The sequence below is a fragment of the Bacteroides cellulosilyticus genome (assembly GCF_020091405.1).
Taxonomy (GTDB): domain Bacteria; phylum Bacteroidota; class Bacteroidia; order Bacteroidales; family Bacteroidaceae; genus Bacteroides.
Genome location: NZ_CP081903.1, coordinates 3251343 through 3277293, shown reverse-complemented (window position 1 = coordinate 3277293; position 25951 = coordinate 3251343). Strand labels below are relative to the sequence as shown.

The following is a 25951-nucleotide window of genomic DNA, read 5'->3' as shown; positions in this document are numbered from 1 at the left end:
CAATGTTTATTTAAAGATATCATATTTAAAGCCAATGTATGCAGCCGAACCATAGTATTCAACTCTGGACGGATAGTTCGTTATATCACGACGTTTACGATCGGAAGATTGTGTAAAGTTGGACAAAGTAGCATACAGAGAGAATTGTCTGGTCAAACTATATTTCAACTGCATATCCCATTTCACGAATGGACGTGTAGATTCCACATCAGCTGCATCTTGGCGATGCTGTTCTGCAATCAACACTCCGTCTTGATAGTTGCAAGATATTCTGCCTGAGAATTTCTTGTAATCATATCCCAAAGAAACGTTGAATAGTAGAGAGGGTTGCTTTAACAACCGGTCTGTATATATAATGTCAGAGTTGGTTGGAAGGAATGGCTTCTCAGTACCTCCGGGAGTAAAATCCGGATTTTTAATTCTTGACTTCAACGTTTCAAAGTAGTTCATTTTAGAGTCCATAAGAGTAAGATTAGCACTGAATACCACACCTTTCATGAAGTTCTTCATTTTGCGGAATTGCAGTTGCAAATCAAATTCCAACCCCTTCAACGTTGCATTATATGGACTATTTAAAGGATAGGTAATGCTACCACCTGACAAACTCATAGGTAAGTCAAAATTAGCAGGATCCGTCACTGTACCATTCAACATATAGGCAGAGCGAGTATAAGTAAAGTTTTTAATATCTTTATAAAATCCACTAATAGTAAAGAGTCCATAATCCGGTTGATAGAACGTCAATATAACATCATAATTCCGAGATAAAGCAGGCTTCAAATTAGTACGGCTCCATGTTACTTCATTCACATTCGGTTTTATGATTGTTCGTGGAGCAAGCAGGTTATAATCAGGTCTTGACAGTGTTTCAGTGTATGCCAGCCTGATGTCCATCCAGTTTGTTGGCTTTATACGCAAATGGATTTGTGGTAGCCAATATCCATATTTGTCGGAGTCATTACTCTTTTCATATTCAAACTCATGTTCTTTTTCTTCATTGTCAGGAACATTAGAGCCACTGTATGCATTGTACTTCAGGTGAGAAAAATCGTAGCGTACACCTGGTATAAATGTAACATACTTGCCAAAATTTATTTCACCCATAATATATCCTGCCCAAAGATTCTCATTCCCATCATAGTCTTTCAGAATTTTTGTGGTAAGGATTTTGCCATATATATCTTGGTTGATATTATAAAAGTTTCTCATGGCATTATGATCTAGTGCAAAATTAATGCATAAATCCTTATACTTATTGTTTAAAAAGTCATGAGGCTTATAACCAGAGTCTAAGAAATCAGTGATACCTATATAGGAATTTTTGAAAGATGATGGAGTTAAATCAGGCATATTCTCGAATACAGGATCAGCTCCTTCAGACAAATCCATACGTCTATACCTACGAGCTGTTTCAAGACTTCTTTCTTTTTGACGGAACTTTCCACCGATTTTAATGTATCCATTGACCTTTTCGCCGAAACTAAAAGGCTTCTTTAAATCTAGCCATGCACTGTATTCTGTTTCTTTGGCAAACTCTGTATTAAAAATAGCTTCATACAGATAGTATTGTGTAAGATCATCTTCTTTGACGAATTTAGAATTAGCTATCAAATAGGGAGGTTGATAAGATAATGCATCGATATCAGCTGTAAAGGGGGCATTCAGCCGGAATTGCATTTGGTGATCGTATGGGGTCCTTGTGCGCGAACTACTACGTCCCACTCCGAGATTCAAGATTGCTCCCAAAACATTGAACTCGCCTTGCAACATATTGGTAATATTGGTATTATGTGAATTACGGTCAGTTTGTTGAAATCTCAATCGGGTTCCTTCTAAATCATAACGTTTTTGACGAATATCACGATCTCTGTTCATTCTACTAAAGAGATTAGACATTTTGAGTTTAGAACCTTTTCCCAAGTCGAAATCCATATTCAGGTTTACGTTAAAACGTTGACGCTTTTCTAAATTTGATTCCAGACTAACCCCTGTAATCCATGGTTTCGTGTAATCAAACCCAGGAGTAGGCGTATTACCATTTACTTTATAAGCTGCATTAAATGTATCATTGCTCCGGTCCGTCTGGTCAGCGCTTGCGGTAAATATGACACCTAATCTTTCGCTAAAAAATCGATTGCTCGCCATGATACCACCTTTATACCGCCCCATTCCATTAATTTGTGAATGGTAGCCTGTTTCTCCGGTTACATTAAGTTTGAAGTCTCTCGGGGCATCTTTCATAATTAGGTTTACCGTTCCTCCCAATCCATCGGCATCCTTGTCGGCCGTACTGGCTTTCAACACTTCAGCCCCAGCAATCATGTCCGGTGAAATCATATTCAAGTCAGTACTCCGATCAGTGCTACTTGTTGATGGCGCATTCATACCGTTAATAGCTACCGAGTTATACTTAGGATCCAAACCACGTATGATGATTTTTTGACCTTCTCCTCCATCACGCTGGATCATTAAACCGGGAAGACGACCAATAGCATCAGCAACATTTACATCCGGAAGTTCATGCAACTTTTCTTCAGATACAGCATTCATAATACCAGTTGCATTTAACTGACTTTTAATCGCCGCTGTCTGCCCTTTGGCTTGAGCACTGATCACTACTTCTTTCAACAGATGATTATCCGGACGCATAACGAGGTTCAGTGTCTTCACTTCATTAGATTTAAGATCTATATCAAAATCTTGCGTCTGATATCCAATGAAAGAGAATTGGATTGTCTGCTTGCCTTTAGGTATAAATAAGGTATACTGCCCATTGGCATCTGTTATTGTTCCCTTATTCGAGCCTTTTAGCATGACAGTTGCGCCAATTAAGAAGTCTTTAGTCTCACTATCTGTGACAACACCCGTAATTGTAGCATTTTGAGCTACTAGATTTCCTCCTACATATAGGAATAATAATAAGATAAGCAATCTTGTCTTCATAAGCGTATAAAATTTAATGGTTATATTGCAAATTTAATGGTTAATTAATTGAGAGATGTTGAAAATAAAAGCAATATATATCTATTACTGTCCTTTTATTGGCAAAAACGACTAAAAACTGGTCAGAAAATGTAGAATATCCGGTCAAGAGTACATCTTAAAGCATTCAAAACACCTTTTGCATATATAATTTCGCGCATAGAACTTATGTATACACATAGAAAATACGTCTAAAATTTACGATGAACAATGGTAGTTACAGCCTACCTTTGCCACAAAAAAGAATATGATTAAACCGATAACCGTCTACGGCAACTCCGTATTAAGAAAAGAATGTGAAGACATAGAACAGAGTTATCCCAATATCCAGGAAATTATAGAAACCATGTGGCAGACGCTGAGAGATGCGGACGGCTGCGGATTAGCCGCACCACAAATCAATCTTCCCATCAAGCTGTTCATAGTAAACAGCAGAGATACCTATACATATATGTCCGCTAAGGAAAGAGAACACTTCTTTGTGGAAGAGGATTGCGGAATAGAGGAAACATTCATCAATGCAGAAATAATAGCTTATAGCGAGAAAGTATGGACTGCAGGGGAAGGTTGCCTGAGTATTCCCGACCTTTACGAAGAAGTTACACGCCCCTGGTCAATAACGATAAAGTATCAGAATAGTGAATTTAAAGAACAAAACAGGACTTATCACGGATATACCGCGCGGATCATTCAGCATGAGTTTGAGCATACACAAGGAAAATTGTACATAGATCATTTGTCTCCGCTGAGAAGACAGCTCATAAAGAATAAGTTAGTGCGGATTATTAAAGAAAACAGAAGAAAGTAACAGTAATTCCTTATCATAATAGAAAACGTCTGATAAACAAGTTTATTTAGTCCTGTCTGATAGTAATTATATTGATTAGTTGTTATCTTTGCAAGAGAATAATATTCGGGAGCTATATCCGTGCCATTGCGTTTCTTTCTGGGCAAAAGCCGAGATACACAAGTTGATACCGATTTGCGAGATAGGTGTCGGACTAAAAATAAAGATTAAATAACTACATATAAAAAGTCAGAGCATGAAAACGTTCACTGTTTTATTAGTAACTGCGTCTTTAGCGTTAACTTCACTGGGAGGGAGTTTTGAACCATACCGCCCCAACGGCTGGTACTACATCACAAGCGGCACACAAGACAGCCTTTCGGCAGAGCCCATCGTAACAACCAAAGATTTTGTTTCTATAAGGCTTGACTCTTTTATGAGTGAGCGAACAGGTGAAATGGCCTATCAGATTATGGGTAGAGTGAACGACCAGTCCATTAAGATATGGGCAGACGCTACCGAACAGTCGATAGGCAAGCATATCGGTTTTGTATGCAACAACAAGGTAGTATGTAATCCCTTGGTGAACGCTCGCATCGAAAGCGGTAATTTTGCGATTTCAGGTGAAGGGCCTGAGTTCAAAGCCATGTACAGGCAAATTCAAGAGGACATCAAAAACGAAGAGATTGCTTCGGAACATAAGAAAGCATGGGAAGAGGCCCGCAAGTTACGGGCTTCCATCACCGACACCACCTTCTTGAAAACCAAGCGTCCGATGTCTGACGATGCAATCGGCCCCTACAACTACCACACAGGATTGAACGAAGACCGTGCATACAACCAGACGGTTTATCTAATTGCGGTAGACAGAGCTAAAAAGTTCCTTTCCGTTGAAAACGACCAATTAGTATTGAACCTGAAGTCGGGTGCGGAAATCAATATTGCGGAAGACCTGTTCCAGTATATCACCGGACTATTCGATGATTGGAATAAATGGGTTAAAGAGGGAAAATTCAAGATTATAAAAACAAAAGAGGGATACTACGATATAGAACCGACACCTCAGAAACGCAACAATCAATAACTTTTCCCTAAGCGCTTCAAGGCTGCGATAGAATCGGACACATACACATTATCCGGTTCTATTGACCGCCAATAGCAAAGTGTCCCTATCAGCCGTTTCAGATAAGCCGGATCGTGAGAACCTATCCGGCGCTGGTGTTCTGCCAAACCTTTCGTCAAAATATAATGCACATTCTTGCGTATTTCCCTTTTCCGGGCTTTAGGAATAGTCAGCTTCACACCGGAACTGATGGAAACTCCTGTGATAATCTTCCGACTGTGCTCCTTCAGGAAACGGGTTTTCTTATGATTCAATTCAAACTGCTCTTCCCGGACAATCTGTTTGACCTGAGACAGAATCTGTTCTCTCGGGAAAACATTCCCCGAAAAAGTAAGGTCATCGGCATACCGGGTATAAGTCAGACCATATTCGGCAGCCAGTGCAGACAACTTTTTATCCATCTCATAAGAGATTATATTGCTCAATGCCGGACTTGTAGATGCCCCCTGAGGCAAACAACGATGTAAGCAGCATAAAGTTCCCAGCACCTTCGCAATATCAGGCGGATACCCCATTGCCTCAAATGTATTCCTCACACGAGGACTGCGTATGGAACTAAAGAAATCATGAATATCAGTTTTCAGCACACACCGCTTTCCCAAATGCGGGCGGACATTATCGGCTATAGACATCCTGGACCGAAAGCCGGTAGCTGCCGGATGAACATTTACAAAGGATAAGATTCGGTGATTAATAGCGTCCTGAACAGGCTTCAGTTCGTGGTCCGGAGCAGAAATCATGCGGTAACCTCCCCTCCGTTTACCTATCCAGAACTCCCGGTAGTGGGCAGAAACATCCTTCAATATTTCTTTCAACTTCATTTCTTCCACTCCCAACAAGTTTGCACACTGAGAGATGGCTTCTTCTTTAAACCAGGGAGAGATTCGCGGAGCAGAAGTTTTAAAAAGCTGGCTAAACCATCCCTTACGGGTGGTTCCGGCATTGGCAGTATGCTCCGTGTTGTCGCGGTTTCCTGCTTTCCACCTTTTGTATCCTTCCTGTTTACGACTCGAAGAAATAATTTTGTAGACCAATAAGCAGGTAACAATAAATACAGCTATCAGAATTCCATTCATCTTATCAACAAGTATAAAAAAGAAGAGGATGAGTATTTACTAATGTAAATCGTGGTATTTATACCAGAGTATTTACATTCTAAGAAAGCTCCTGAGCTTACGAGGCGACTGCACCTCTTTCCTGCTAAATCTTTTTCTCATCCTCTTCGTATGCAAAAATATATTTTTTTCCACTTACAGCACAAAGGAGAGACAATTTATTTGAATACAGAAACGTTTTTTTAATCAGATTCTATAACTTTGCCTCCCATAAAGAAAATATCTATACTATAATGAGTACATCCAAACACCCCAAAGGTCTTTACCTTGTCTTTGCTACCAGCACGGCAGAACGTTTCAGCTACTACGGTATGCGTGCTATCTTCATTCTGTTTCTAACCCAGGCACTCTTATTCGATAAGGAACATGCCGCCTCTATTTATGGCAGCTATACCGGACTGGTTTATCTTACTCCGCTCATCGGCGGATATATTGCTGATAAATACTGGGGGATCCGGCGTTCCGTTTTCTGGGGTGCCATGATGATGGCGGTAGGCCAGTTCCTGATGTTCTTCAGTGCGTCGATGCTGGATACTAAAGAGCTTTCCCACTGGTTGATGTATGGGGGACTCACCTTTATCATTTTGGGCAACGGGTGCTTTAAACCCACGGTTACTTCTCTTGTAGGACAACTTTACAAACCAGGAGACAGACGCTTGGATTCCGCTTACACCATATTTTATATGGGAGTAAATATAGGTTCGCTCTTTGCGCCGCTAGTTTGCGGTTATTTCGGTGAGACAGGAAATCCTCATGATTTTAAATGGGGATTTCTAATAGCCGCTATTTTCACCCTATTTACCATAGTTATATTCGAAACACAGAAGAATAAGTACCTTGTTGATCCTGACGGCAAACAACTGGGGATTATTCCCGATGCCAAGAAAGAACAACCGAAAGTAGAGAAAACCACTCAACAGACAAAAGTGGATAATAGTAGAAAGAAACGTAACTATCTGCTTTTGGGTATGCTGGCCATTGCGCTTGCCATCTTCTTCTACTGGTGTTTCGGAGATGATTGGATCAGCATTGGCATCTTTACCGCCTGTATTGTATTCCCTGTCAGCATTCTATTGGAAGGCTCCCTGACAAAAATAGAACGTAGCCGAATTTTCGTCATCTATATCATCGCCTTTTTTGTCATCTTCTTTTGGGCAGCTTACGAACAGGCAGGCGCCTCACTAACCCTCTTTGCAGCCGAACAAACTGATCGTTTCGTCTTAGGTTGGGAGGTCCCAGCTTCATGGATACAATCTTTCAATCCGTTCTTCGTGGTAATCCTGGCTGCTATCATGCCAGGAATATGGGGCTTCTTAAACAAACGAGGTGCTGAACCGGCTTCTCCAACCAAACAAGCTATCGGTTTATTATTGCTCTCACTGGGATATTTGGTTATCTGTTTCGGTGTGAAAGACACCCAGCCTGGGGTAAAAGTCAGCCTCATCTGGTTGACCGGACTTTATTTTATCCATACAGTAGGCGAATTGTGCCTCTCTCCTATCGGATTATCAATGGTAAACAAGTTGACTCCCCTCCGCTTCGCATCTCTCATGATGGGAATTTGGTATCTTTCCATGTCCACTGCTAATAAATTTGCCGGAACATTAAGTGGCCTTTACCCCGAAGACGGGAAGGTGAAAACCCTGCTCGGATTCCGCATTGAAACCATGTTCGACTTCTTTATGGTATTCGTTATCATGTCCGGTGTAGCCTCTCTTATCCTCTTCCTGCTTTCAAAGAAATTGCAGAAGATGATGCATGGAGTGGAATAAAAATTGTATTTTTGTGCCAATTTAAAAAATCTATCCCTTATGGACACCATACAAATAAAAGACAAAAAGTTTACTGTTTCTATCAAGGAACAGGACATTCTGAAAGAAGTAGCTCGCGTTGCAAATGAAATCAACCGCGATCTGGCTGGTAAAAATCCTCTGTTTCTCAGCGTCCTGAACGGTTCGTTTATGTTTACTGCTGATCTGATGAAAAACATTACTATTCCCTGCGAGATTTCTTTCGTGAAACTGGCTTCTTATCAGGGGGTGTCTTCTACCGGAGTTATCAAAGAAGTGATTGGTATTACCGAAGATCTGACAGACCGCACGGTAGTGATTGTGGAAGATATCGTAGATACTGGTCTGACTATGCAACGTCTGTTGGACACGCTGGGCACACGTAACCCGAAAGAAATCCACATCGCTTCGTTGCTGGTGAAACCCGATAAGTTGAAAGTGGATTTGAATATCGAATATGTAGCCATGGAAATCCCCAATGACTTCATTGTAGGTTACGGATTGGATTATGACGGTTTCGGACGCAATTATGCGGATATTTATACAGTAGTGGATTAAAAAGAATTTTGAATTAGGTATAATATAAGTAACAGTTAAATTGTAAATCACAAATGTTGAACATTGTAATTTTCGGTGCTCCCGGTTCAGGAAAGGGAACACAAAGTGAGAAAATCGTAGAAAAGTACGGTATTAACCACATCTCAACCGGTGACGTGTTGCGTGCAGAAATCAAGAACGGCACAGAACTGGGCAAAACAGCTAAAAGTTATATCGATCAAGGCCAGTTGATCCCTGACGAACTGATGATTGATATCCTTGCAAGTGTATTCGACAGCTTTGAAGACAGCAAAGGTGTAATCTTTGACGGTTTCCCCCGTACGATTGCACAGGCAGAAGCTCTGAAGAAAATGCTTGCTGAAAGAAATCAGGGAGTAAGCGTTATGCTTGACCTGGATGTACCTGAAGATGAACTGATGGTCCGCCTCATCAAACGTGGTAAGGATTCCGGTCGTGCCGATGACAACGAAGAGACTATCAAGAAACGTCTTCATGTTTATCATTCACAGACTTCTCCGCTGATTGACTGGTACAAGCAGGAAGGACAATACCAGCACATCAAAGGACAAGGTGCATTGGAAGAAATCTTTGCTGATGTTTGCGCTGCGATCGACGCTGCAAAGTAAAGTTACACAATCATAATTTAGAAGCGCGATAATACCCATGAAAATGATATTACCGCGCTTTGTTATTCTCCCGTCTGCCCTAAAATAACAAGTAACTATTTCACGATCTTCTTTTTATATTCACGCGGGGTACATTGGATTTTCTTAAAAAATGTAGCATTAAACCGGGCTACAGAATTGAATCCACATTCGTATGCAATGTCGGTAATGCTCATGTCAGTAGTCAGTAATTTACGTTGTGCATGAGCTATTCTTAACTCAGCAATATAGTCACTTATTGTAGTACCAAATGCCTTCTTAAATATATGATTGGCATAATCAGGGTGCAGACCTACTACATCACCGATATCATTGGCTTTAATATCATTACAATAATTCTTAGTAAGATATATGGTTATTTTTTCGATAAGTGTCGTTTGGTATGAAGCCAATGCTATACCATCATCTGAAGACTGCAAGTGATGAGCCATACGAGTGATTCTGGTCTGCATTTCTAATAAAATAAGATCCGATTGCATATTTACGCTGCTATCTTTCAACCAATTATTTAGTAAGAACTCATCATATTGAGAATATTCATCTGTTTGTTCATATAGAATATCTCCTCTGAGCAAGCTGTCTACAAACTGTGCCGGAAGCTTCCAAGATAAAAAATGCGCAAAAGGAATGGTACATACATAATACTTTTCTACATTCTCATAATGAATTATTTGGTGAGGAATAAGTCCCCAGAATATCGTAAACCGCTTATTGGGTATCGTTATTTTTTCGCTGTGTCGCAAGTAAGTGATATTCCCTTGGGGCAGGTAATTTATCTCTATTTCATTATGCCTATCGTATCTGGGCATAACACGGGGTATCCATGTCTCACATGTAAGTCCATAAGGTTTAAACTCCTCACGGAACTTATCAAAACTGTAGCATTTCTCGGAATTCATTATATTCGTATATATAAATAGAGAGTGTTATTCACATTTTGGTGGTAAATTTGCAAAAATAATCTTTAAATGCCATGAAAAAAGTACTTTTCTTCTTTTTCTTTCTTACAGCATGGAGCCTTTATTCAGAGGCGCAAGTGGCTAATGAGGACAAACATCGGCTGATTGTAACCACTGATTTAGGGGGAACTGATCCGGATGATATCCAGTCAATGATACACTTGTTATTATGCTCAAATGTAATCGACATTGAGGGGTTAATCAGTTCACAAGTCTGGATGGATGACCCAGATAAAACGGCTAAAATTTCAGAGGTAGTAGAACAATTTGGAGAAGTTCTGCCGCGCTTGAATAAACATGCAGAAGGGTATCCCAGTTTGAATCAACTACGAGCAATTATTAAACGAGGGCAACCTTCCTCTAACATGACCGGAGTAGGTCAAGCTAAAGATTCTCCGGGATCAGAATTGATAATCTCGGTAGTTGATAAGAAAAAGGATCAACGCCCCGTATGGCTTGCAGCTTGGGGTGGAATGAATACGATAGCGCAAGCTTTATGGAAAGTGAAGCATACACGCAGCGAAAAAGCCCTTAAGAAGTTTACTGCAAAAATCCGCATATATGATGTTCTAGGGCAAGATGATGCCGGAGCCTGGATAGCCAAGAACTTCCCGGAAATAGTATATATCAGAAATAAAGAAGTATATGGTTGGGGACCTTCCGATCAATGGCTTAAACAGAATATTCAAAGTCATCAGCCATTAGGCAAGCATTATCCTGACCGGAAGTGGGCAACGGAAGGTGACTCTCCAGCTTTCTTTTATGTATATGCGAATGGCCTGAACGTACCCGACTCACTTGAATATGGAGGATGGGGCGGTCGTTTCTCCAATCAAAAGACGAGTGGTATACGAGGTATGGATTTTATAGTGCGCAGCGGGAAAGATGAAACGCAATATGACCCTTATTATATGCATGGAAGCTGTAAAGAGGGCTGTGCCGCCATCAACAAATGGCAGCTGCACATTTGGAATAATTTTGCAGCACGTATGTTGTGGACTACAACCGATGATTATAAAGCGGTGAATCACCATCCGCATGCAGTGCTTGATGGAGACCGTTCGCTGAAATGTATTTTTAAGAAGGTAAAAGCCGGAAATTCCATAGTTTTAGATGCCAGCGGTTCAACTGATCCTGATGGTAACAAGCTGATATACAAGTGGAGTGTTTATACTGAACCAAGCAGTTACAAAGGTGAAGTAGAAATAGAAAGGGATAATGCGGAAAAATGCAAAGTACATATCCCTGCTGATGCTGCGGGCCAAAACATACATATCATTTTAGAATTGACGGATGAAGCAACTCCGGCACTTACCGTTTATAAACGAGTAGTGCTAAAAATAAGTTAGAAATGCCCTCCACTGCGGATTAATAAATAAAAAGGAATAAAAAAGTTTGAGGTAGTCTTGGAGAATCGTTACTTTTGCATCGAAAAAGAAAATAAGTATTTTAAAATCAATCGTAAGGAAAGAAATGGCTGAATCGAACTTTGTTGACTACGTAAAGATATATTGCCGCTCCGGAAAGGGCGGACGAGGCTCTACGCACATGAGGCGTGAGAAATACATACCCAATGGCGGCCCCGACGGAGGTGACGGAGGACGAGGAGGTCACATCATCCTGCGCGGTAACCGTAACTATTGGACGCTGTTGCATTTGCGCTACGACCGCCATGCACTGGCCGGACATGGAGAATCCGGTTCCAAGAACCGCAGTTTTGGTAAGGACGGAGAAGACAAAATTATTGAAGTTCCCTGTGGCACAGTGGTATACAATGCCGAAACGGGCGAATACATCTGCGACGTCACCGAGCATGGACAAGAAGTTATTATGCTGAAAGGCGGACGCGGCGGACTGGGTAACTGGCACTTCAAGACAGCCACCCGTCAGGCACCCCGCTTTGCACAACCGGGCGAACCGATGCAGGAAATGACAGTAATCATGGAGCTGAAACTCTTGGCAGACGTAGGTCTGGTAGGCTTCCCGAATGCCGGAAAATCAACCTTGCTTGCTTCCGTATCTGCCGCCAAGCCCAAGATAGCCAACTATCCATTCACCACATTGGAACCCAATCTGGGTATTGTTTCTTACCGTGACAGTAAGTCGTTTGTCATGGCGGACATTCCCGGTATCATTGAAGGAGCCAGTGCCGGAAAAGGGTTGGGATTGCGCTTTCTGCGGCACATCGAGCGTAACTCTCTGTTGCTCTTCATGGTGCCTGCCGATAGCGATGATATCCGGAAAGAATATGAAATCCTGTTGAATGAACTGAGCACTTTCAATCCTGAAATGCTGGACAAGCAACGGGTACTTGCCATCACCAAGAGCGATATGCTCGATCAGGAATTGATGGACGAAATAGAGCCTACACTCCCTGCAAACGTTCCGCATGTATTCATTTCTTCCATTACCGGCATGGGACTTTCCGTGTTGAAAGACATTCTTTGGGAAGAGTTGAATAAGGATAGCAACAAAATAGAAGCTATTGTTCACCGTCCGAAGGATGTAAACAAACTCCAGCAAGAGTTGAAAGACATGGGTGAGGATGAAGACCTCAGCTATGAATATGTGGAAGACGATGAGGACGTGGAAGACCTGGAAGACTTTGAGTATGAGGAAGAAGACTGGGAGGATGACAAGCAATGATTGCTCTGACAGAAGATAAACGAATGTTGGGATACGGGGTTATGACACCGTACTCCAACATTTTTTGTTTCGCAACTACCCGCCGGGGAGGTTTCAGCAAAGGAGATTATGCCTCTTTCAACTGTACGCCTTACACGGGAGATGATGCGGAATCTGTCCGTCGCAATCAGGAATTACTCTGTAACTCCATGCCTCAACAGCCTAAAGAATTAGTCATTCCGTTCCAAACACATGGTACAAAGGTGGAGGTGATTGATGAAAAGTATCTCAATGCCACCTCTGACGAGCGCACGGCCATGCTGCAAGGAGTGGATGCACTAATCACCAAGGAACCGGGTTGCTGCATTTGTATTTCTACGGCTGACTGTATTCCTATCCTGTTGTATGACCGCAAGAACCAAGTGGTAGCCGCCGCCCATGCGGGTTGGCGGGGAACGGTGAATTACATAGCCGGACACACTCTCGACAGGATGCGGGCACTCTACGGAACCGATGGAAAAGACGTAATCGCTTGTATCGGCCCCGGCATATCCTTGCCTTCTTTTGAAGTGGGCGAAGAAGTGTACGAAGCTTTCCGCATGAACGGTTTTGCAATGGATTATATATCAGAATGGAAACCCGAAACACATAAGCATCATATCGACCTGTGGGCTGCAAACCGGATGCAGTTGCTCGACTTCGGTGTACCCGGCGAGCAAATAGAAACATCTGGCATTTGTACCTATACGAGGCATGAAGAATTTTTCTCGGCAAGACGGCTGGGGATTAAATCAGGACGTATACTATCGGGAATTATGATAGTAGACACAAAACCATAATTTTTTTAATATGAAGAACATTTTGTCCAAAGGACAGCTATCGATTCTCATTGTATTGGGAATTTTGATTCTTGACCAAGTCATAAAGATTGAAGTTAAAACGAATATGTTTTATAATGAAAGCATTCATATCACGGATTGGTTTTATCTTCGCTTTATAGAAAATCCCGGTATGGCTTTCGGTATGCAGATAGTGCCTAAAGCCATTCAGACTATTGCCCGCACAATATTTGCCATCGCGATTGGATGGTATATCGTCATACTTATTAAAGCTAAATATAAGCGTGGTTATATTGCATGTGTTTCGTTGATACTGGCAGGAGCTATCGGGAATATCATCGACAGCATATTCTATGGCGTTATTTTCAGTAAGAGTACACCCGCCGAGATTTCTACTTTCGTACCTATAGGGGAAGGATATACCGGTTGGCTGCATGGAAAAGTGGTCGATATGTTCTACTTTCCTCTTTTTGAGTTTAACTGGCCAAGCTGGATGCCGTTTATAGGAGGAGACAATTTTGTATTCTTCAGTCCGGTATTCAATTTAGCGGATGCTGCCATCAGTTGCGGAGTGATTATTTTATTTTTGTTTTACATGAAAAGTTTAAATAGCAGTTTCAGTTTATGTACCAGATCACCGTATCAGAAGAAATAAAGAAGGCCTGCCCCATCTTCAAAGGTGCAGCCGTCTATGCAGAAGTTACCAATACAGCCTTTTGCGAAGGGCTTTGGGAAGAAATCAATGCTTTCACCCGGGAACTGACTTCCACTACCCAGCCGGAGGACATCAAACTGCAACCCGCCATTGCAGCTACCCGGGAAGCTTATAAACGTTGCGGCAAAGACCCCAGCCGTTACCGTCCTTCTGCCGAAGCCTTACGACGCCGTCTGATGCGTGGAATTGCCCTTTACCAAATAGATACATTGGTTGACCTGATTAATCTGGTATCCCTGCGCACCGGTTATTCCATCGGTGGTTTCGATGCGGACAAGATACAGGGCACTGACCTCAAACTGGGAGTTGGACGCGCTGAAGAACCATTCGAAGGTATCGGACGGGGCGTTCTGAACATCGAAGGACTTCCGGTCTATCGCGATGCCGTAGGCGGTATCGGTACTCCCACCAGCGACAACGAACGTACCAAAATGGATTTAGGCACCCAGCATATCCTTGCCATCGTCAATGGTTACAGCGGACAGGAAGGTCTGCGGGAAGCTGCCGAGATGATACAGGAGTTACTGAAAAAATATACTTCTTCGGATGGAGGAAAAATTATCTATTTTGAATAACAAGAAGGACCTTTAATCATGAACATATTCTTTCTGCTACTATCATTCGCACTGGCTTATACTCCGCCTGAAGAGAAACCAAGTTTCTCGCAAATGGAAATCAATCATATCCGGGTTACTACACCGGGGCTTTTCGATAACGAAAATTTGTTAGAATTGCATCTGGAGCAAATACCTGATACCGCCTATTGCTTTCCGCTTCCCGGAGGAAAAGTGATTTCTCCTTACGGACGCGGTAGCGGCCGTCACTCGGGTATTGATATCAAGACTTGCGCCAAAGACACGATACGCAGTGCTTTCGATGGCATTGTACGTATGTCGAAGCCTTACAGTGCTTACGGTAACGTAATCGTTGTGCGCCATTCTTCGGGATTGGAAACGATATACAGTCATAATTTTAAGAATCTTGTTCAGAGTGGTGACGTCGTAAAGGCCGGACAACCCATTGCACTGACCGGACGTACCGGACGTGCCAGCACCGAACACCTTCATTTTGAAACCCGCATCAACGGACAGCATTTCAACCCCAATCTCATTTTCGATTTCAAAGAAAGGACACTCCGCAAAGAATGTATTCACTGCACCAAGAATGGAAAAGGCGTCATCGTGAAGCCTGCAACAAAAAAAACAGCCGGAACCAGCTAAGTATCCAAACGTTTCACTAAATTTGCAACTGTTTTACCTATAAAACGACATGAACTTATAAACAATTCAATGATAGAAAAACTGATTGTTCTTGAGGATATCGACCCGGTTATCTTTTACGGTGTGAATAACGCCAATATGCAGTTGATAAAAGCTTTGTACCCCAAACTGCGCATTGTTGCACGCGGCAATGTCATCAAAGTGTTGGGAGATGAAGAAGAGATGTGCGCATTCGAAGAAAACATTACCAAACTGGAAAAATACTGCGCCGAATACAACTCATTGAAAGAAGAGGTGATCATCGACATCATCAAAGGAAATGCACCGCAAGCAGAAAAGTCGGGTAACGTCATCGTATTCAGCGTGACAGGCAAACCGATCATCCCCCGCAGTGAAAATCAGCTTAAACTGGTAGAAGGTTTCGCCAAGAACGACATGGTATTTGCCATAGGTCCTGCCGGTTCGGGAAAGACGTATACTGCCATTGCCCTTGCCGTACGTGCCCTCAAAAATAAAGAGATCAAGAAAATCATCCTCAGTCGCCCCGCCGTGGAAGCCGGTGAGAAACTTGGATTCCTGCCCGGTGACATGAAGGATAAGATAGACCCGTATCTGCAACCGTTGTATGACGCCTTGCAGGATATGATTCCGGCTGCCAAGCTGAAAGAATACATGGAACTGAACGTCATTCAGATTGCTCCCCTCGCCTTTATGCGCGGAAGGACGTTGAATGATGCAGTTGTAATTCTGGATGAAGCACAGAACACCACTACCCAGCAGATTAAGATGTTCCTCACCCGCATGGGTATGAACACCAAGATGATCGTAACGGGAGATATGACACAGATCGACCTGCCCTCTTCCCAGACTTCGGGACTGGTACAGGCACTCCGCATCCTGAAAGGTGTGAAAGGCATCAGCTTTGTGGAACTGAACAAGAAAGATATTGTGCGTCACCAGTTGGTAACCCGCATTGTAGATGCTTACGAACGATTTGATAAGGAGGCAAAAGCGGAACAGGAAAGACGAAAGGAGGAAAAGCTATGAAACAGTGCTTTACCTTCTTGAAAAGCTATTTAGATACAAATAGAATCCTAAATATAAAAGGCCCCTTAGCATTATTCGAAGAAAGTGAAATAGATATAAACATGATCGACGACTTTCCCGCAATTTACTTTTTTGTAAGCAGAAAACAACGTTTTATACTTCCAAAAGGAAAATCGCCTATTATTTATATCGGTAAAGCTGATAAGTTAAAGACACGAATACAACAGCACATCAGACATTATCACTATAATGATCCTAAATCATCATGGGTTTACAGCAGATATAATTATATGAAAATGGAAGGAGGGGTTGACGTATATTATTTAAGAATAAAAGGGAAGGAATCCCCTAAGATTTTAGAAAGCAAAGTTTTAGAGAATTTCTATGATAAATATGAATCACTTCCAGTAGGCAATGGAGCTTTTTCCTTTAGATAACAATTATCAAAATTTTAATATATAACAATGATGAAAGCATTAACAAAAACTGATTTCAATTTTCCGGGACAAAAAAGTGTGTACCACGGAAAAGTACGCGATGTTTACAACATCAATGGTGAAAAGCTGGTTATGGTAGCAACCGACCGTATCTCCGCATTCGACGTTGTTTTGCCGAAAGGCATTCCTTTCAAAGGACAAATGCTGAATCAGATTGCAGCCAAGTTCCTGGATGCGACTACTGATATCTGTCCCAACTGGAAGACAGCTACACCCGACCCGATGGTAACGGTAGGTGTGATGTGCGAAGGTTTCCCCATCGAAATGATTGTACGCGGTTATCTTTGCGGTAGCGCATGGCGTACTTACAAAAGCGGTGTACGCGAAATCTGTGGTGTAAAGTTGCCCGAAGGAATGAAGGAAAACCAGAAATTCCCCGAACCCATCATCACCCCGACTACGAAAGCTGAAATCGGTGAACACGACGCAGACATTTCAAAAGAAGAAATCCTTGCTAAAGGCCTGGCTACTCCCGAAGAATATGCCGTATTGGAGAAATACACCATGGCACTCTTCAACAGAGGAACCGAGATCGCAGCAGAACGTGGTCTGATTCTGGTAGATACGAAGTATGAATTCGGTAAGCACAACGGTACTATTTACCTGATGGACGAAATCCATACACCGGACTCCAGCCGCTACTTCTACTCTGAAGGTTATCAGGAACGCTTTGAAAAAGGCGAAGCACAGAAACAACTTTCTAAAGAATTCGTTCGCGAATGGTTGATGGACAATGGTTTCCAGGGCAAGGAAGGACAACAAGTTCCGGAAATGACAGACGAAATCGTAGCATCCATCAGTGAGCGTTACATTGAACTGTACGAGCACATCACCGGAGAGCAATTCGTGAAGGAAGATACCAGCAACATTGCTTCACGTATCGAGAAAAACGTAACGGAATACTTAAATAAGTGATAAACGGTTAGTATGGATTATCCCCAGGAACATATCAAACCCTACGGTGAGGACGGAAAGAAGAGTGAACAGGTAGAAGAAATGTTCGACAACATTGCTCCTGCTTATGATAAGCTGAACCATACCCTTTCATTAGGCATCGACCGCAGTTGGCGTCGGAAAGCGATCAATTGGTTAAAGCCTTTCCAGCCGAAGCGCATCATGGACGTAGCCACCGGTACAGGTGACTTTGCCATTCTTGCCTGCCGCGAGTTGCAGCCTGACGAACTGATAGGCACCGACATCTCAGAGGGAATGATGGACGTGGGACGTAATAAAGTAAAACAGGCGCACCTCTCGGACAAAATATCCTTTGCCCGGGAGGACTGCACCTCTCTCTCATTTGCCGATGACACGTTCGATGCTGTAACCGTAGCGTTCGGTATCCGCAACTTCGAAGGGTTGGACAAAGGGTTGGCGGAAATGTGCCGCGTGCTGAAAACCGGAGGACATCTCGTCATTCTGGAACTCTCCACACCGGACCGTTTTCCAATGAAACAACTTTTCACCATCTACTCCAAAGTAGTCATCCCCCTGCTCGGCAAATGCCTGTCAAAAGACAATAGTGCTTACACCTACCTGCCCCAAAGCATCCGTGCTTTCCCGCAAGGCGAAGTGATGCAGAAAGTTATTCGCAAAGCAGGTTTCAGTCAGGTTAATTTCCGCAGACTGACATTCGGTATATGCACTCTTTATACTGCGACTAAATGAAATAATTATTGACATAGCACACTAAGAGAATTATGCAGAAATACGGTTTAATAGGCTATCCGCTGAGACATTCGTTTTCCATCGGATATTTCAATGAAAAGTTCAAATCGGAGAATATCGACGCCGAATATGTAAACTTTGAAATACCCAACATCAATGACTTTATGGAAGTCATAGAGGAAAATCCCAACCTCTGCGGACTAAATGTGACCATCCCGTACAAGGAGCAGGTCATCCCCTTTCTTGACGAGCTGGACAAAGATACCGCAAAGATCGGCGCAGTGAACGTCATCAAAATCATCCGCCAGCCGAAGGGAAAAATAAAGCTTGTCGGCTACAACTCGGATATCATAGGTTTTACACAGTCCATTGAGCCTTTACTGCAACCCCATCACAAGAAAGCGCTGATTCTGGGTACAGGCGGTGCATCCAAAGCCGTCTATCGCGGACTGGCCAATCTGGGCATCGAAAGCGTATTCGTATCGCGTACAAAAAAGGAATCGTCTTACCTCACTTATGACGAACTGACACCGGAGATCATGCAGGAATATACTATTATCGTAAACTGCACACCCGTAGGCATGTATCCTAAGGTGGATTTCTGTCCGGATATTCCTTATGATCAATTAACTCCCAACCATTTACTCTACGATTTGTTATATAATCCTAATGAAACCCTTTTCATGAAAAAGGGAGAGGCTCACGGTGCCGTTACTAAAAACGGACTGGAAATGCTGTTATTGCAAGCATTTGCCGCATGGGAAATATGGAACAAATAGAGTGAAAGGAAGGAAGGAAAGATGAAGAAAGGTATCAAGTACAGTCTGATCGGACTGCTAGCAGTTATCATTATTGCCCTCACAGGTGCGAGTTTCTACATGCTCGGCTACTCGCTGAGACCGGAGCACAACAAAGGGAAAGATATTCCCGGCTCCTACGAGTATATGCTCAGCGAGTACCCGCAAATCAAGCCTTGGATAGATAGTTTGCAAACTGTCGGTGCTTTACGGGATACCTTTATTATCAACCCTGACGGGGTGCAACTGCATGCCATTTACGCAGCCGCTCCCGAACCTACCCACAAAACAGCCGTCATCGTGCATGGTTATACGGACGATTGCATCCGTATGCTGATGATAGGTTACCTTTACAATAAAGATTTAAAGTATAACATTCTGCTGCCCGACCTGCAGAATCAGGGATTAAGCGGAGGCCCTGCCATTCAAATGGGTTGGAAAGACCGGCTGGACGTATTGCGCTGGATGGACATTGCCAACGATATTTACGGCGGAAATACCCAAATGGTAGTACATGGCATCTCTATGGGTGCCGCCACCACCATGATGGTATCCGGTGAGCCTCAACAACCTTTTGTGAAATGTTTTGTGGAAGATTGCGGTTATACCAGCGTATGGGACGAATTCTCCTACGAGTTGAAAGGACAGTTCGGACTGCCTCCTTTCCCGTTGATGTACACCACCAGCTGGCTGTGCAACGCGAAATACGGTTGGAACTTCAAGGAAGCTTCTTCGCTGAATCAGGTCAGGAAATGCAAACTGCCGATGTTCTTCATTCATGGCGATGCAGATACATACGTACCCACCTGGATGGTATATCCTCTCTACGAGGCAAAATCGGAACCTAAAGAATTGTGGCTTGCCCCCGGTGCCACACACGCCATGTCCTACAAGGATCATCCGGAGGAATACACCGAACGTGTGAAGAATTTTGTAGGAAAATACATCTATTGATGTGATTTTTCCTATATTCGTCCCACAAATACATTAGTATGAAAAGATTAATCTCCATAAGTTTATTCCTATGCCTGCTGCTATCCATGCAGGCACAGAAGGTCTATACTACAGACAATATCCCCAAAGTACATCTTCAGAACAAAATGCGCTATGTCTGCAATCCGGACGGCATCCTCTCTCAGGCTGCCTGCGACAGCATCGACCGTATGCTGTATGCATTGGAGCAACAGACGGGCATTGAGACAGTAGTTGCCGTAGTTCCGTCTATCGGCAATGATGATTGCTTTGACTTTGCACACCGCCTGCTCAATGAATGGGGTGTGGGAAAGAAAGGAAAGAATAACGGTCTGATCATTCTTCTGGTGACCGACCAGCGCTGCATCCAGTTCTATACAGGTTATGGACTGGAAGGAGATCTGCCCGATGCCATCTGTAAACGTATCCAGACGCGCGACATGATTCCTTATCTGAAAGATGGTAACTGGGATGCGGGTATGGTTGCCGGTGTGCGTGCCGTATGCGGCAGACTGGACGGTAGCATGGTGAATGATACAGATGATGAAGAAGACATTTCCTTCTTCGGCATTCTGGCAGCAGTTATCGGATTCTTTGTTGTTGCCGGAGGAATCGGTTGGATGGCAGCACGTGCCGCAAGCAAATGCCCCAACTGCGGACAGCACAAATTGCAACGCACCAGCAGTAAAGTGGTTTCCCGAATCAACGGAGTAAAAACGGAAGATGTTACCTATACTTGCCGCAACTGCGGACACAAGGTAGTACGCCGCAAACAGTCGTATGATGAAAACTATCGCGGAGGTGGCGGAGGAGGTCCGGTCATCTTTGGTGGCGGCGGAGGCTTCGGCGGAGGCGGCGGTGGCTTCAGCGGAGGCAGCTTCGGTGGAGGTATGGGAGGTGGCGGAGGTGCCGGTTCCCGATTCTGAGAGTTGAAACTCTCAGAGTGACAAGCTACGGGCTACAAGCTACAAGTGCCTTTCGGTACCACAGCGCAGCAACTCGTAGCTTGTAACTTGTAGCTTGTAGCTTGTAACTAATTAATAATCATTTAATAAAAGAAAAGTATGAAGAAATCAACTATTATCATTCTTGTTGTTTTAGCTCTCCTCGTCATTTGGGGTGTCACTGGTTATAACGGACTGGTAACTATGGATGAAAACGTAAGCGGACAATGGTCAAACGTTGAAACACAATATCAACGCCGTGCCGACTTGATTCCGAATCTGGTTAGTACGGTAAAAGGATACGCTTCTCATGAAAAAGAAACTCTGGAAGGTGTGGTAGAGGCCCGTAGTCAGGCTACTCAAATTAAAGTAGATGCTAATGATCTGACTCCGGAAAAGTTGGCTGAATACCAGAAAGCTCAAGGTGCGGTAACTTCTGCATTGGGTAAGTTGCTTGCCATTACTGAGAATTACCCCGACTTGAAAGCAAACCAGAATTTCCTGGAACTGCAAGCTCAATTGGAAGGTACTGAAAACCGTATCAACGTGGCACGTACCAACTTCAACAATGCAGCAAAGAACTTCAATACTGCCATCCGCCGCTTTCCGAAGAACATTCTTGCAAGTCTGTTCGGTTTCGAAAAGCGTGCTTACTTTGAAGCTTCCGAAGGAGCTGAAACAGCACCGCAGGTACAGTTCTAAATAAGTATATTCCTACCGTAACAAACGGTTCTATAAAAAACAAATACCCCTTCCACCCATCGGAAACTCCGATCTATTCGAGTTTCCAGGGTGGAAGGGGTACTTTCATTTTTTAAGATTACTATTGCAAATCCGTTATTGCCTCTTTCAGTTCTTTTATCCCACTCCAGGCTTTGAGAAACAAACGGATTCCTATCAGCACCCCTACGACAAGCCCGGTCCAGGCACCTATCAATATATAACGATCCCCCATTTGGGACATATCCCATATCATACTTACCAGTAAAGGTACGGCACACAACACACTCACAGCTATCCCCACTTTGAAAGACATCCGGAAACGACTTTCTGCCAGACACACTTCACGTACAGTCATCTTCAGGCAATCAATCTTCCTTAGTAGCAACATCCACGTAAGTTGCCGGGCGAGTATCACAACTACAAACAGAAACAACAATACCCACGTCAGTACGCTGAAATCATACACCTGATTGCGCACCAAAAGCCAAGCCATGAGAGGCAAACAGAGAATCAAAACCGTAAATCGACGCAACACACGATCCTGTACCTGCTTTACTTTACTGACCACCTTATTATTCAGTTGCTGGCGCTGCTCCATTTCCAGGCGCCCGAGCCTTTCTTCCATTATATTCCAATTTTGTTTCAATTCTTCCAGTTCCATAATCTGTTTTATTTTAGCTATTCGCTTGTTTTGTAAGTTTATCCTTAATTCGTTTCAATTTTGAAGCTACGGTGTTGCGCGGCACGCCGACAATTTCCGCAATCTCCTCATAAGAATTTTCATCCAGCCACAGCAAGATGACGGCGCGTTCAAACTTGTCCAGTCCCGCAATGAGGCGATACATCTCTTTCAAGCGTTTGGTCGTTTCACTATCCTCTGCTTCCAAGCCGTAGAGGGAATCCAAGGAAGTATGTTCGCCCCGGCGTTGCTGCTGGCGGTAGAAGGAGATACAGGTATTCAATCCCACGCGGTAAATCCACGAAGAAAGTTTACCCTTTCCTTCATAACCCTCAAAGCCTTTCCAAAGGTTTATTACTACATCTTGGTAGAGGTCTTTAAAATTATCTCCATCCGTTGCATACATGTAGCAGATTTTATAGATCACTCGCTTGTATTCCTCGATGAGGGAAGTGAACTGTTTTTCCTTATTATTTTGTTCCATCTTAAGATAGTCTTTTATACATAAGACGCCCGGTTAGGGAATTAGTTGCAAGAGGAAAGAAAAAAGTAAGTTAAAGCTGTTCACGCTCGAAGTACATCTGCCATCTTTTGCCACCACATTGGCAAAGTTGTGCCATCGCGTTGGCAAAGTCTTGCCACCGTATTGGCAAAAGCTTGCCAGTACGATGGCAAAACATTGGCAATATAATAGCAACAATTACTTCACTTAAAGATCACTGTTCAGTAAGGTTAACGATAAAGATTTATAGTTCATTTCTATCTCACTCTATGCATACTTTTTCAAAAAAACTTGTATCTTTGTTGCGTATTTCTTTCGTTGGGAAAGAAATATATTTTGCGATTTGGAGATATCATTTTATTATTCGTCTTCCTAAAAGTCTGGTAAATTTTTACAAGCACGGATAATAAGTGAAGGTCTCCACGTCTGGGTTGCGTATAACTTTGTTATATACACTCTGGCGTGGGGCTATTACTTATTATTTGCTTGATAGGTTTACCAGAGCCTTTGGGAAGGAATAATAATACTAATAGTTCCCACGTCTCTTTTTTACATTAGAGAAGTAGGAACACACGACTAACCCTTTAAAACTTATAACACGATGGATGAACTTCTTACCTGCTCCTGCCAGATGAAAACCGACTTAGAAAACTCAGCCGACGTATTCGCCTTTTTCAAAGAAAACTATCCCTTATCCTGTATTACGGATAAGCTGAATACACTTTCAAAAGAAGAATTGCGTTGCGCTTGTTGCCTGATGGGGGGTGCTTTAATAAAAATGTCTCAAAAGAAAACGATTTGGGAGAGATTGAAAGTAAAACAGTAGAATGCAATCTGTGATTTACGAGGATTACTTTCTGTTGAATATCAGATCGAGCCCTTGATTTCTATAGAATTCAAAGCGGGTATCGCTGGAGATGAGCGGTAAATGCTCAGTGATGGCATGGGCAATGATTACATGGTCGGAAGGGTCTTTGTGTCCCTGGGCTTCATTCATTTCCATTTTTGCGTAAGTTTTCATGTGCTCCTTCTTTAAAGGGAGTATCTTGACGTAGAAGTCGTTTTCAATGGCGACTACCATCTCTTCTATTGATTTCCACCGCTTGGAGCACAAGCCTTTGTTGCGATAGGCAACTATTAATTCGCGGACAGACTCGGCACTCATATACAACAATGCATCAGGCTCTTCAAGCAATGACAAAACATCGCGATTTAAAGAATCTACGTCAGTGGCCAAATAAACAAAAATGTTTGTATCTATAAGGTATCTCATGCTTAAAGCAAAAATTTAGGATCGTTCACGATAAGACTACCCTTAAGTCTTCTTGCAGCTTCAAGCGTCTTGCTCACAGTTCTTCTCCTACTGCTCCTCTTCTTAGCCACCACCTCAGTCATAGCTTTTTCTTCTATTTGTTTTTCCTTCTTCTCTTCCATAAAGTTTATTATTAGTTTTTATTCTACAAAGATAGCGCATTTCTTTTAATTGACGGAACAATAACAGTTAAAGAATAAGCAGGTATCTGAAGAATAATCACTATCTTTGCGCCATCAATATTGAACAAACTTATTAATCTCATGAGTAACCAAAGATACATGATGCGCGGTGTCAGCGCTTCTAAAGAAGATGTGCACAATGCCATCAAGAACATCGACAAAGGTATTTTCCCGCAGGCTTTCTGCAAAATTATCCCTGACATTTTGGGCGGTGACCCGGAGTATTGCAACATTATGCACGCCGACGGTGCAGGCACGAAGTCCTCATTGGCTTATATGTACTGGAAAGAAACAGGTGATCTTTCTGTTTGGAAAGGCATTGCACAAGATGCACTGATTATGAATATCGACGACCTGCTCTGCGTAGGTGCAGTAGATAATATCCTGGTTTCTTCTACCATCGGACGCAACAAACTCCTCATTCCGGGAGAAGTAATCTCCGCCATCATCAACGGTACGGATGAATTGCTCGCCGAGCTCCGCGAAATGGGTGTAGGCGTATATGCTACAGGCGGTGAAACTGCCGATGTAGGCGATTTGGTACGTACCATCATCGTAGACAGTACCGTAACTTGCCGCATGAAGCGCAGCGATGTGATTGATAATGCCAATATCCGTCCGGGCGATGTAATTGTAGGCTTGGCTTCTTACGGACAGGCTACTTACGAAAAGGAATATAACGGTGGCATGGGCAGCAACGGACTGACCAGCGCCCGTCATGATGTATTCTCCAAATATCTGGCAGAGAAATATCCCGAAAGTTATGACAAGGCAGTGCCCGAAGAACTGGTTTACTCCGGTGGTCTGAAACTGACGGATGCCGTAGAAGACAGCCCGCTGGATGCTGGTAAATTGGTACTCTCCCCTACCCGCACGTATGCACCGGTAGTGAAGAAGTTGCTGGATGCACTTCGCCCTGAAATCCACGGTATGGTACACTGCTCGGGTGGTGCACAGACAAAAGTACTGCACTTTATAGGTGACAATTGCCGCGTGATTAAGGATAATTTGTTCCCTGTTCCTCCTTTGTTCAAAACGATTAAAGAGCAGAGCAATACGGACTGGGCAGAGATGTACAAGGTATTCAATATGGGACACCGCCTTGAAGTATACCTGTCGCCCGAGCATGCCGAGGAAGTAATTGCCATCAGCAAGAGCTTCGGCATCGATGCACAGATTGTTGGACGTATTGAAGAAAGCAACCAGAAAGAACTGATTATCAATAGTGAGTTCGGAGAATTCAAATACTAATT

The 25951-nt window shown here is 43.0% G+C and carries 28 protein-coding genes; 21 read left to right on the top strand and 7 right to left on the bottom strand.

Features of this window, described 5'->3' with window-relative positions; all coding sequences use genetic code 11:
- Positions 1-6 precede the first annotated feature (6 nt).
- A complete protein-coding gene (locus K6V21_RS11845) occupies positions 7-2943 on the bottom strand; it encodes a TonB-dependent receptor (RefSeq protein ID WP_224321892.1) in 2937 nt (978 codons plus the stop codon).
- A 286-nt stretch (positions 2944-3229) separates the two neighbouring features.
- On the opposite strand from K6V21_RS11845, the gene def reads away from it, so the two are divergent.
- Entirely contained in the window at positions 3230-3790 is a 561-nt protein-coding gene (gene def, locus K6V21_RS11840) for a peptide deformylase (RefSeq protein WP_224321891.1), read from the top strand.
- A 235-nt stretch (positions 3791-4025) separates the two neighbouring features.
- On the top strand, positions 4026-4853 hold the full coding sequence (locus K6V21_RS11835; RefSeq protein ID WP_224321890.1) for a SecDF P1 head subdomain-containing protein: 828 nt from the start codon (positions 4026-4028) through the stop codon (positions 4851-4853).
- Here K6V21_RS11835 and K6V21_RS11830 read toward each other — a convergent pair.
- Positions 4847-5968: a retron St85 family RNA-directed DNA polymerase gene (locus tag K6V21_RS11830; RefSeq protein ID WP_224321889.1), complete on the bottom strand. Its 1122-nt coding sequence runs from the start codon at positions 5966-5968 to the stop codon at positions 4847-4849. The genes K6V21_RS11835 and K6V21_RS11830 overlap by 7 nt on opposite strands.
- A 272-nt stretch (positions 5969-6240) precedes the next feature.
- Between K6V21_RS11830 and K6V21_RS11825 the strand changes: the two genes are divergently transcribed.
- Genes K6V21_RS11825 through K6V21_RS11815 form a run of 3 tightly spaced genes read left to right on the top strand, consistent with a single transcriptional unit; the run spans position 6241 to position 8981 of the window.
- Positions 6241-7779 (top strand): peptide MFS transporter, encoded by a 1539-nt coding sequence (locus tag K6V21_RS11825; protein ID WP_217714122.1) that lies wholly within the window; start codon positions 6241-6243, stop codon positions 7777-7779.
- A gap of 39 nt (positions 7780-7818) precedes the next feature.
- Positions 7819-8355, top strand: a complete 537-nt coding sequence (gene hpt, locus K6V21_RS11820; protein WP_217714123.1) for a hypoxanthine phosphoribosyltransferase — start codon at positions 7819-7821, stop codon at positions 8353-8355.
- 53 nt (positions 8356-8408) lie between these two features.
- Positions 8409-8981: an adenylate kinase gene (locus K6V21_RS11815; RefSeq protein WP_029427120.1), complete on the top strand. Its 573-nt coding sequence runs from the start codon at positions 8409-8411 to the stop codon at positions 8979-8981.
- A gap of 95 nt (positions 8982-9076) precedes the next feature.
- Here K6V21_RS11815 and K6V21_RS11810 read toward each other — a convergent pair whose 3' ends face one another.
- The gene (locus tag K6V21_RS11810) at positions 9077-9919 is read right to left on the bottom strand and encodes a helix-turn-helix domain-containing protein (RefSeq protein WP_224321888.1); all 843 of its coding nucleotides are present in this window, start codon (positions 9917-9919) and stop codon (positions 9077-9079) included.
- Positions 9920-9993: 74 nt separating this feature from the next.
- On the opposite strand from K6V21_RS11810, the gene K6V21_RS11805 reads away from it, so the two are divergent.
- The 14 genes from K6V21_RS11805 to K6V21_RS11740 all read left to right on the top strand — a co-directional run bounded on the left by K6V21_RS11805 (position 9994) and on the right by K6V21_RS11740 (position 22002).
- On the top strand, positions 9994-11328 hold the full coding sequence (locus tag K6V21_RS11805) for a nucleoside hydrolase-like domain-containing protein (protein WP_217714125.1): 1335 nt from the start codon (positions 9994-9996) through the stop codon (positions 11326-11328).
- A gap of 124 nt (positions 11329-11452) precedes the next feature.
- A complete protein-coding gene (gene obgE / locus K6V21_RS11800; protein ID WP_217714126.1) occupies positions 11453-12625 on the top strand; it encodes a GTPase ObgE in 1173 nt (390 codons plus the stop codon).
- Entirely contained in the window at positions 12622-13443 is an 822-nt protein-coding gene (pgeF, locus tag K6V21_RS11795) for a peptidoglycan editing factor PgeF (RefSeq protein WP_224321887.1), read from the top strand. Before obgE ends, pgeF begins: the two co-directional genes overlap by 4 nt.
- A gap of 10 nt (positions 13444-13453) precedes the next feature.
- Positions 13454-14098 (top strand): lipoprotein signal peptidase, encoded by a 645-nt coding sequence (locus K6V21_RS11790; RefSeq protein ID WP_217714128.1) that lies wholly within the window; start codon positions 13454-13456, stop codon positions 14096-14098.
- Positions 14068-14733, top strand: coding sequence for a B3/4 domain-containing protein (locus K6V21_RS11785; RefSeq protein WP_224321886.1), 666 nt, complete (start codon positions 14068-14070; stop codon positions 14731-14733). The genes K6V21_RS11790 and K6V21_RS11785 overlap by 31 nt, the downstream gene beginning before the upstream one ends.
- A 15-nt stretch (positions 14734-14748) precedes the next feature.
- Positions 14749-15378: a M23 family metallopeptidase gene (locus K6V21_RS11780; RefSeq protein ID WP_394798921.1), complete on the top strand. Its 630-nt coding sequence runs from the start codon at positions 14749-14751 to the stop codon at positions 15376-15378.
- A 69-nt stretch (positions 15379-15447) separates the two neighbouring features.
- Entirely contained in the window at positions 15448-16425 is a 978-nt protein-coding gene (locus K6V21_RS11775) for a PhoH family protein (protein ID WP_224321885.1), read from the top strand.
- On the top strand, positions 16422-16862 hold the full coding sequence (locus K6V21_RS11770; RefSeq protein WP_224321884.1) for a hypothetical protein: 441 nt from the start codon (positions 16422-16424) through the stop codon (positions 16860-16862). Before K6V21_RS11775 ends, K6V21_RS11770 begins: the two co-directional genes overlap by 4 nt.
- Positions 16863-16892: 30 nt before the next feature.
- Positions 16893-17837, top strand: a complete 945-nt coding sequence (locus K6V21_RS11765) for a phosphoribosylaminoimidazolesuccinocarboxamide synthase (RefSeq protein WP_061436422.1) — start codon at positions 16893-16895, stop codon at positions 17835-17837.
- Positions 17838-17849: 12 nt separating this feature from the next.
- Positions 17850-18587: a bifunctional demethylmenaquinone methyltransferase/2-methoxy-6-polyprenyl-1,4-benzoquinol methylase UbiE gene (gene ubiE, locus K6V21_RS11760; RefSeq protein ID WP_118295409.1), complete on the top strand. Its 738-nt coding sequence runs from the start codon at positions 17850-17852 to the stop codon at positions 18585-18587.
- A gap of 32 nt (positions 18588-18619) precedes the next feature.
- Positions 18620-19366: a shikimate dehydrogenase family protein gene (locus tag K6V21_RS11755; protein ID WP_224321883.1), complete on the top strand. Its 747-nt coding sequence runs from the start codon at positions 18620-18622 to the stop codon at positions 19364-19366.
- A 21-nt stretch (positions 19367-19387) separates the two neighbouring features.
- Positions 19388-20338, top strand: coding sequence for an alpha/beta hydrolase (locus K6V21_RS11750; RefSeq protein ID WP_118424332.1), 951 nt, complete (start codon positions 19388-19390; stop codon positions 20336-20338).
- 38 nt (positions 20339-20376) lie between these two features.
- A complete protein-coding gene (locus K6V21_RS11745; RefSeq protein ID WP_224321882.1) occupies positions 20377-21282 on the top strand; it encodes a TPM domain-containing protein in 906 nt (301 codons plus the stop codon).
- A 138-nt stretch (positions 21283-21420) separates the two neighbouring features.
- Complete coding sequence (locus tag K6V21_RS11740) at positions 21421-22002, top strand: LemA family protein (protein ID WP_007212564.1); 582 nt, start codon at positions 21421-21423, stop codon at positions 22000-22002.
- Between the two features lie 121 nt (positions 22003-22123).
- On the opposite strand, the gene K6V21_RS11735 is transcribed toward K6V21_RS11740, so the two are convergent.
- Positions 22124-22684: a hypothetical protein gene (locus tag K6V21_RS11735; protein ID WP_217714132.1), complete on the bottom strand. Its 561-nt coding sequence runs from the start codon at positions 22682-22684 to the stop codon at positions 22124-22126.
- 13 nt (positions 22685-22697) lie between these two features.
- Positions 22698-23186 carry an RNA polymerase sigma factor gene (locus K6V21_RS11730; RefSeq protein WP_217714133.1) on the bottom strand — a complete coding sequence of 163 codons (489 nt, stop codon included), beginning with the start codon at positions 23184-23186 and terminating at the stop codon, positions 22698-22700.
- Positions 23187-23805: 619 nt separating this feature from the next.
- On the opposite strand from K6V21_RS11730, the gene K6V21_RS11725 reads away from it, so the two are divergent.
- Entirely contained in the window at positions 23806-24030 is a 225-nt protein-coding gene (locus tag K6V21_RS11725) for a hypothetical protein (protein ID WP_224321881.1), read from the top strand.
- 24 nt (positions 24031-24054) lie between these two features.
- Here K6V21_RS11725 and K6V21_RS11720 read toward each other — a convergent pair whose 3' ends face one another.
- Both K6V21_RS11720 and K6V21_RS11715 read right to left on the bottom strand, forming a co-directional pair.
- Positions 24055-24477 (bottom strand): type II toxin-antitoxin system VapC family toxin, encoded by a 423-nt coding sequence (locus K6V21_RS11720; protein ID WP_224321880.1) that lies wholly within the window; start codon positions 24475-24477, stop codon positions 24055-24057.
- Positions 24478-24479: 2 nt separating this feature from the next.
- On the bottom strand, positions 24480-24638 hold the full coding sequence (locus K6V21_RS11715; protein WP_224321879.1) for a hypothetical protein: 159 nt from the start codon (positions 24636-24638) through the stop codon (positions 24480-24482).
- Between the two features lie 141 nt (positions 24639-24779).
- Between K6V21_RS11715 and K6V21_RS11710 the strand changes: the two genes are divergently transcribed.
- Complete coding sequence (locus K6V21_RS11710; RefSeq protein WP_007215345.1) at positions 24780-25949, top strand: AIR synthase-related protein; 1170 nt, start codon at positions 24780-24782, stop codon at positions 25947-25949.
- The last annotated feature ends 2 nt before the right edge of the window (positions 25950-25951 follow it).

Excerpts from the sequence above, each read along its gene's own strand:
- K6V21_RS11845 (WP_224321892.1), bottom strand. The coding sequence starts at position 2,943 with ATGAAGACAAGATTGCTTATCTTATTATTATTCCTATATGTAGGAGGA.
- def (WP_224321891.1), top strand. The coding sequence starts at position 3,230 with ATGATTAAACCGATAACCGTCTACGGCAACTCCGTATTAAGAAAAGAA.
- K6V21_RS11835 (WP_224321890.1), top strand. The coding sequence starts at position 4,026 with ATGAAAACGTTCACTGTTTTATTAGTAACTGCGTCTTTAGCGTTAACT.
- K6V21_RS11830 (WP_224321889.1), bottom strand. The coding sequence starts at position 5,968 with ATGAATGGAATTCTGATAGCTGTATTTATTGTTACCTGCTTATTGGTC.
- K6V21_RS11825 (WP_217714122.1), top strand. The coding sequence starts at position 6,241 with ATGAGTACATCCAAACACCCCAAAGGTCTTTACCTTGTCTTTGCTACC.
- hpt (WP_217714123.1), top strand. The coding sequence starts at position 7,819 with ATGGACACCATACAAATAAAAGACAAAAAGTTTACTGTTTCTATCAAG.
- K6V21_RS11815 (WP_029427120.1), top strand. The coding sequence starts at position 8,409 with ATGTTGAACATTGTAATTTTCGGTGCTCCCGGTTCAGGAAAGGGAACA.
- K6V21_RS11810 (WP_224321888.1), bottom strand. The coding sequence starts at position 9,919 with ATGAATTCCGAGAAATGCTACAGTTTTGATAAGTTCCGTGAGGAGTTT.
- K6V21_RS11805 (WP_217714125.1), top strand. The coding sequence starts at position 9,994 with ATGAAAAAAGTACTTTTCTTCTTTTTCTTTCTTACAGCATGGAGCCTT.
- obgE (WP_217714126.1), top strand. The coding sequence starts at position 11,453 with ATGGCTGAATCGAACTTTGTTGACTACGTAAAGATATATTGCCGCTCC.
- pgeF (WP_224321887.1), top strand. The coding sequence starts at position 12,622 with ATGATTGCTCTGACAGAAGATAAACGAATGTTGGGATACGGGGTTATG.
- K6V21_RS11790 (WP_217714128.1), top strand. The coding sequence starts at position 13,454 with ATGAAGAACATTTTGTCCAAAGGACAGCTATCGATTCTCATTGTATTG.
- K6V21_RS11785 (WP_224321886.1), top strand. The coding sequence starts at position 14,068 with ATGTACCAGATCACCGTATCAGAAGAAATAAAGAAGGCCTGCCCCATC.
- K6V21_RS11775 (WP_224321885.1), top strand. The coding sequence starts at position 15,448 with ATGATAGAAAAACTGATTGTTCTTGAGGATATCGACCCGGTTATCTTT.
- K6V21_RS11770 (WP_224321884.1), top strand. The coding sequence starts at position 16,422 with ATGAAACAGTGCTTTACCTTCTTGAAAAGCTATTTAGATACAAATAGA.
- K6V21_RS11765 (WP_061436422.1), top strand. The coding sequence starts at position 16,893 with ATGAAAGCATTAACAAAAACTGATTTCAATTTTCCGGGACAAAAAAGT.
- ubiE (WP_118295409.1), top strand. The coding sequence starts at position 17,850 with ATGGATTATCCCCAGGAACATATCAAACCCTACGGTGAGGACGGAAAG.
- K6V21_RS11755 (WP_224321883.1), top strand. The coding sequence starts at position 18,620 with ATGCAGAAATACGGTTTAATAGGCTATCCGCTGAGACATTCGTTTTCC.
- K6V21_RS11750 (WP_118424332.1), top strand. The coding sequence starts at position 19,388 with ATGAAGAAAGGTATCAAGTACAGTCTGATCGGACTGCTAGCAGTTATC.
- K6V21_RS11745 (WP_224321882.1), top strand. The coding sequence starts at position 20,377 with ATGAAAAGATTAATCTCCATAAGTTTATTCCTATGCCTGCTGCTATCC.
- K6V21_RS11740 (WP_007212564.1), top strand. The coding sequence starts at position 21,421 with ATGAAGAAATCAACTATTATCATTCTTGTTGTTTTAGCTCTCCTCGTC.
- K6V21_RS11735 (WP_217714132.1), bottom strand. The coding sequence starts at position 22,684 with ATGGAACTGGAAGAATTGAAACAAAATTGGAATATAATGGAAGAAAGG.
- K6V21_RS11730 (WP_217714133.1), bottom strand. The coding sequence starts at position 23,186 with ATGGAACAAAATAATAAGGAAAAACAGTTCACTTCCCTCATCGAGGAA.
- K6V21_RS11725 (WP_224321881.1), top strand. The coding sequence starts at position 23,806 with ATGGATGAACTTCTTACCTGCTCCTGCCAGATGAAAACCGACTTAGAA.
- K6V21_RS11720 (WP_224321880.1), bottom strand. The coding sequence starts at position 24,477 with ATGAGATACCTTATAGATACAAACATTTTTGTTTATTTGGCCACTGAC.
- K6V21_RS11715 (WP_224321879.1), bottom strand. The coding sequence starts at position 24,638 with ATGGAAGAGAAGAAGGAAAAACAAATAGAAGAAAAAGCTATGACTGAG.
- K6V21_RS11710 (WP_007215345.1), top strand. The coding sequence starts at position 24,780 with ATGAGTAACCAAAGATACATGATGCGCGGTGTCAGCGCTTCTAAAGAA.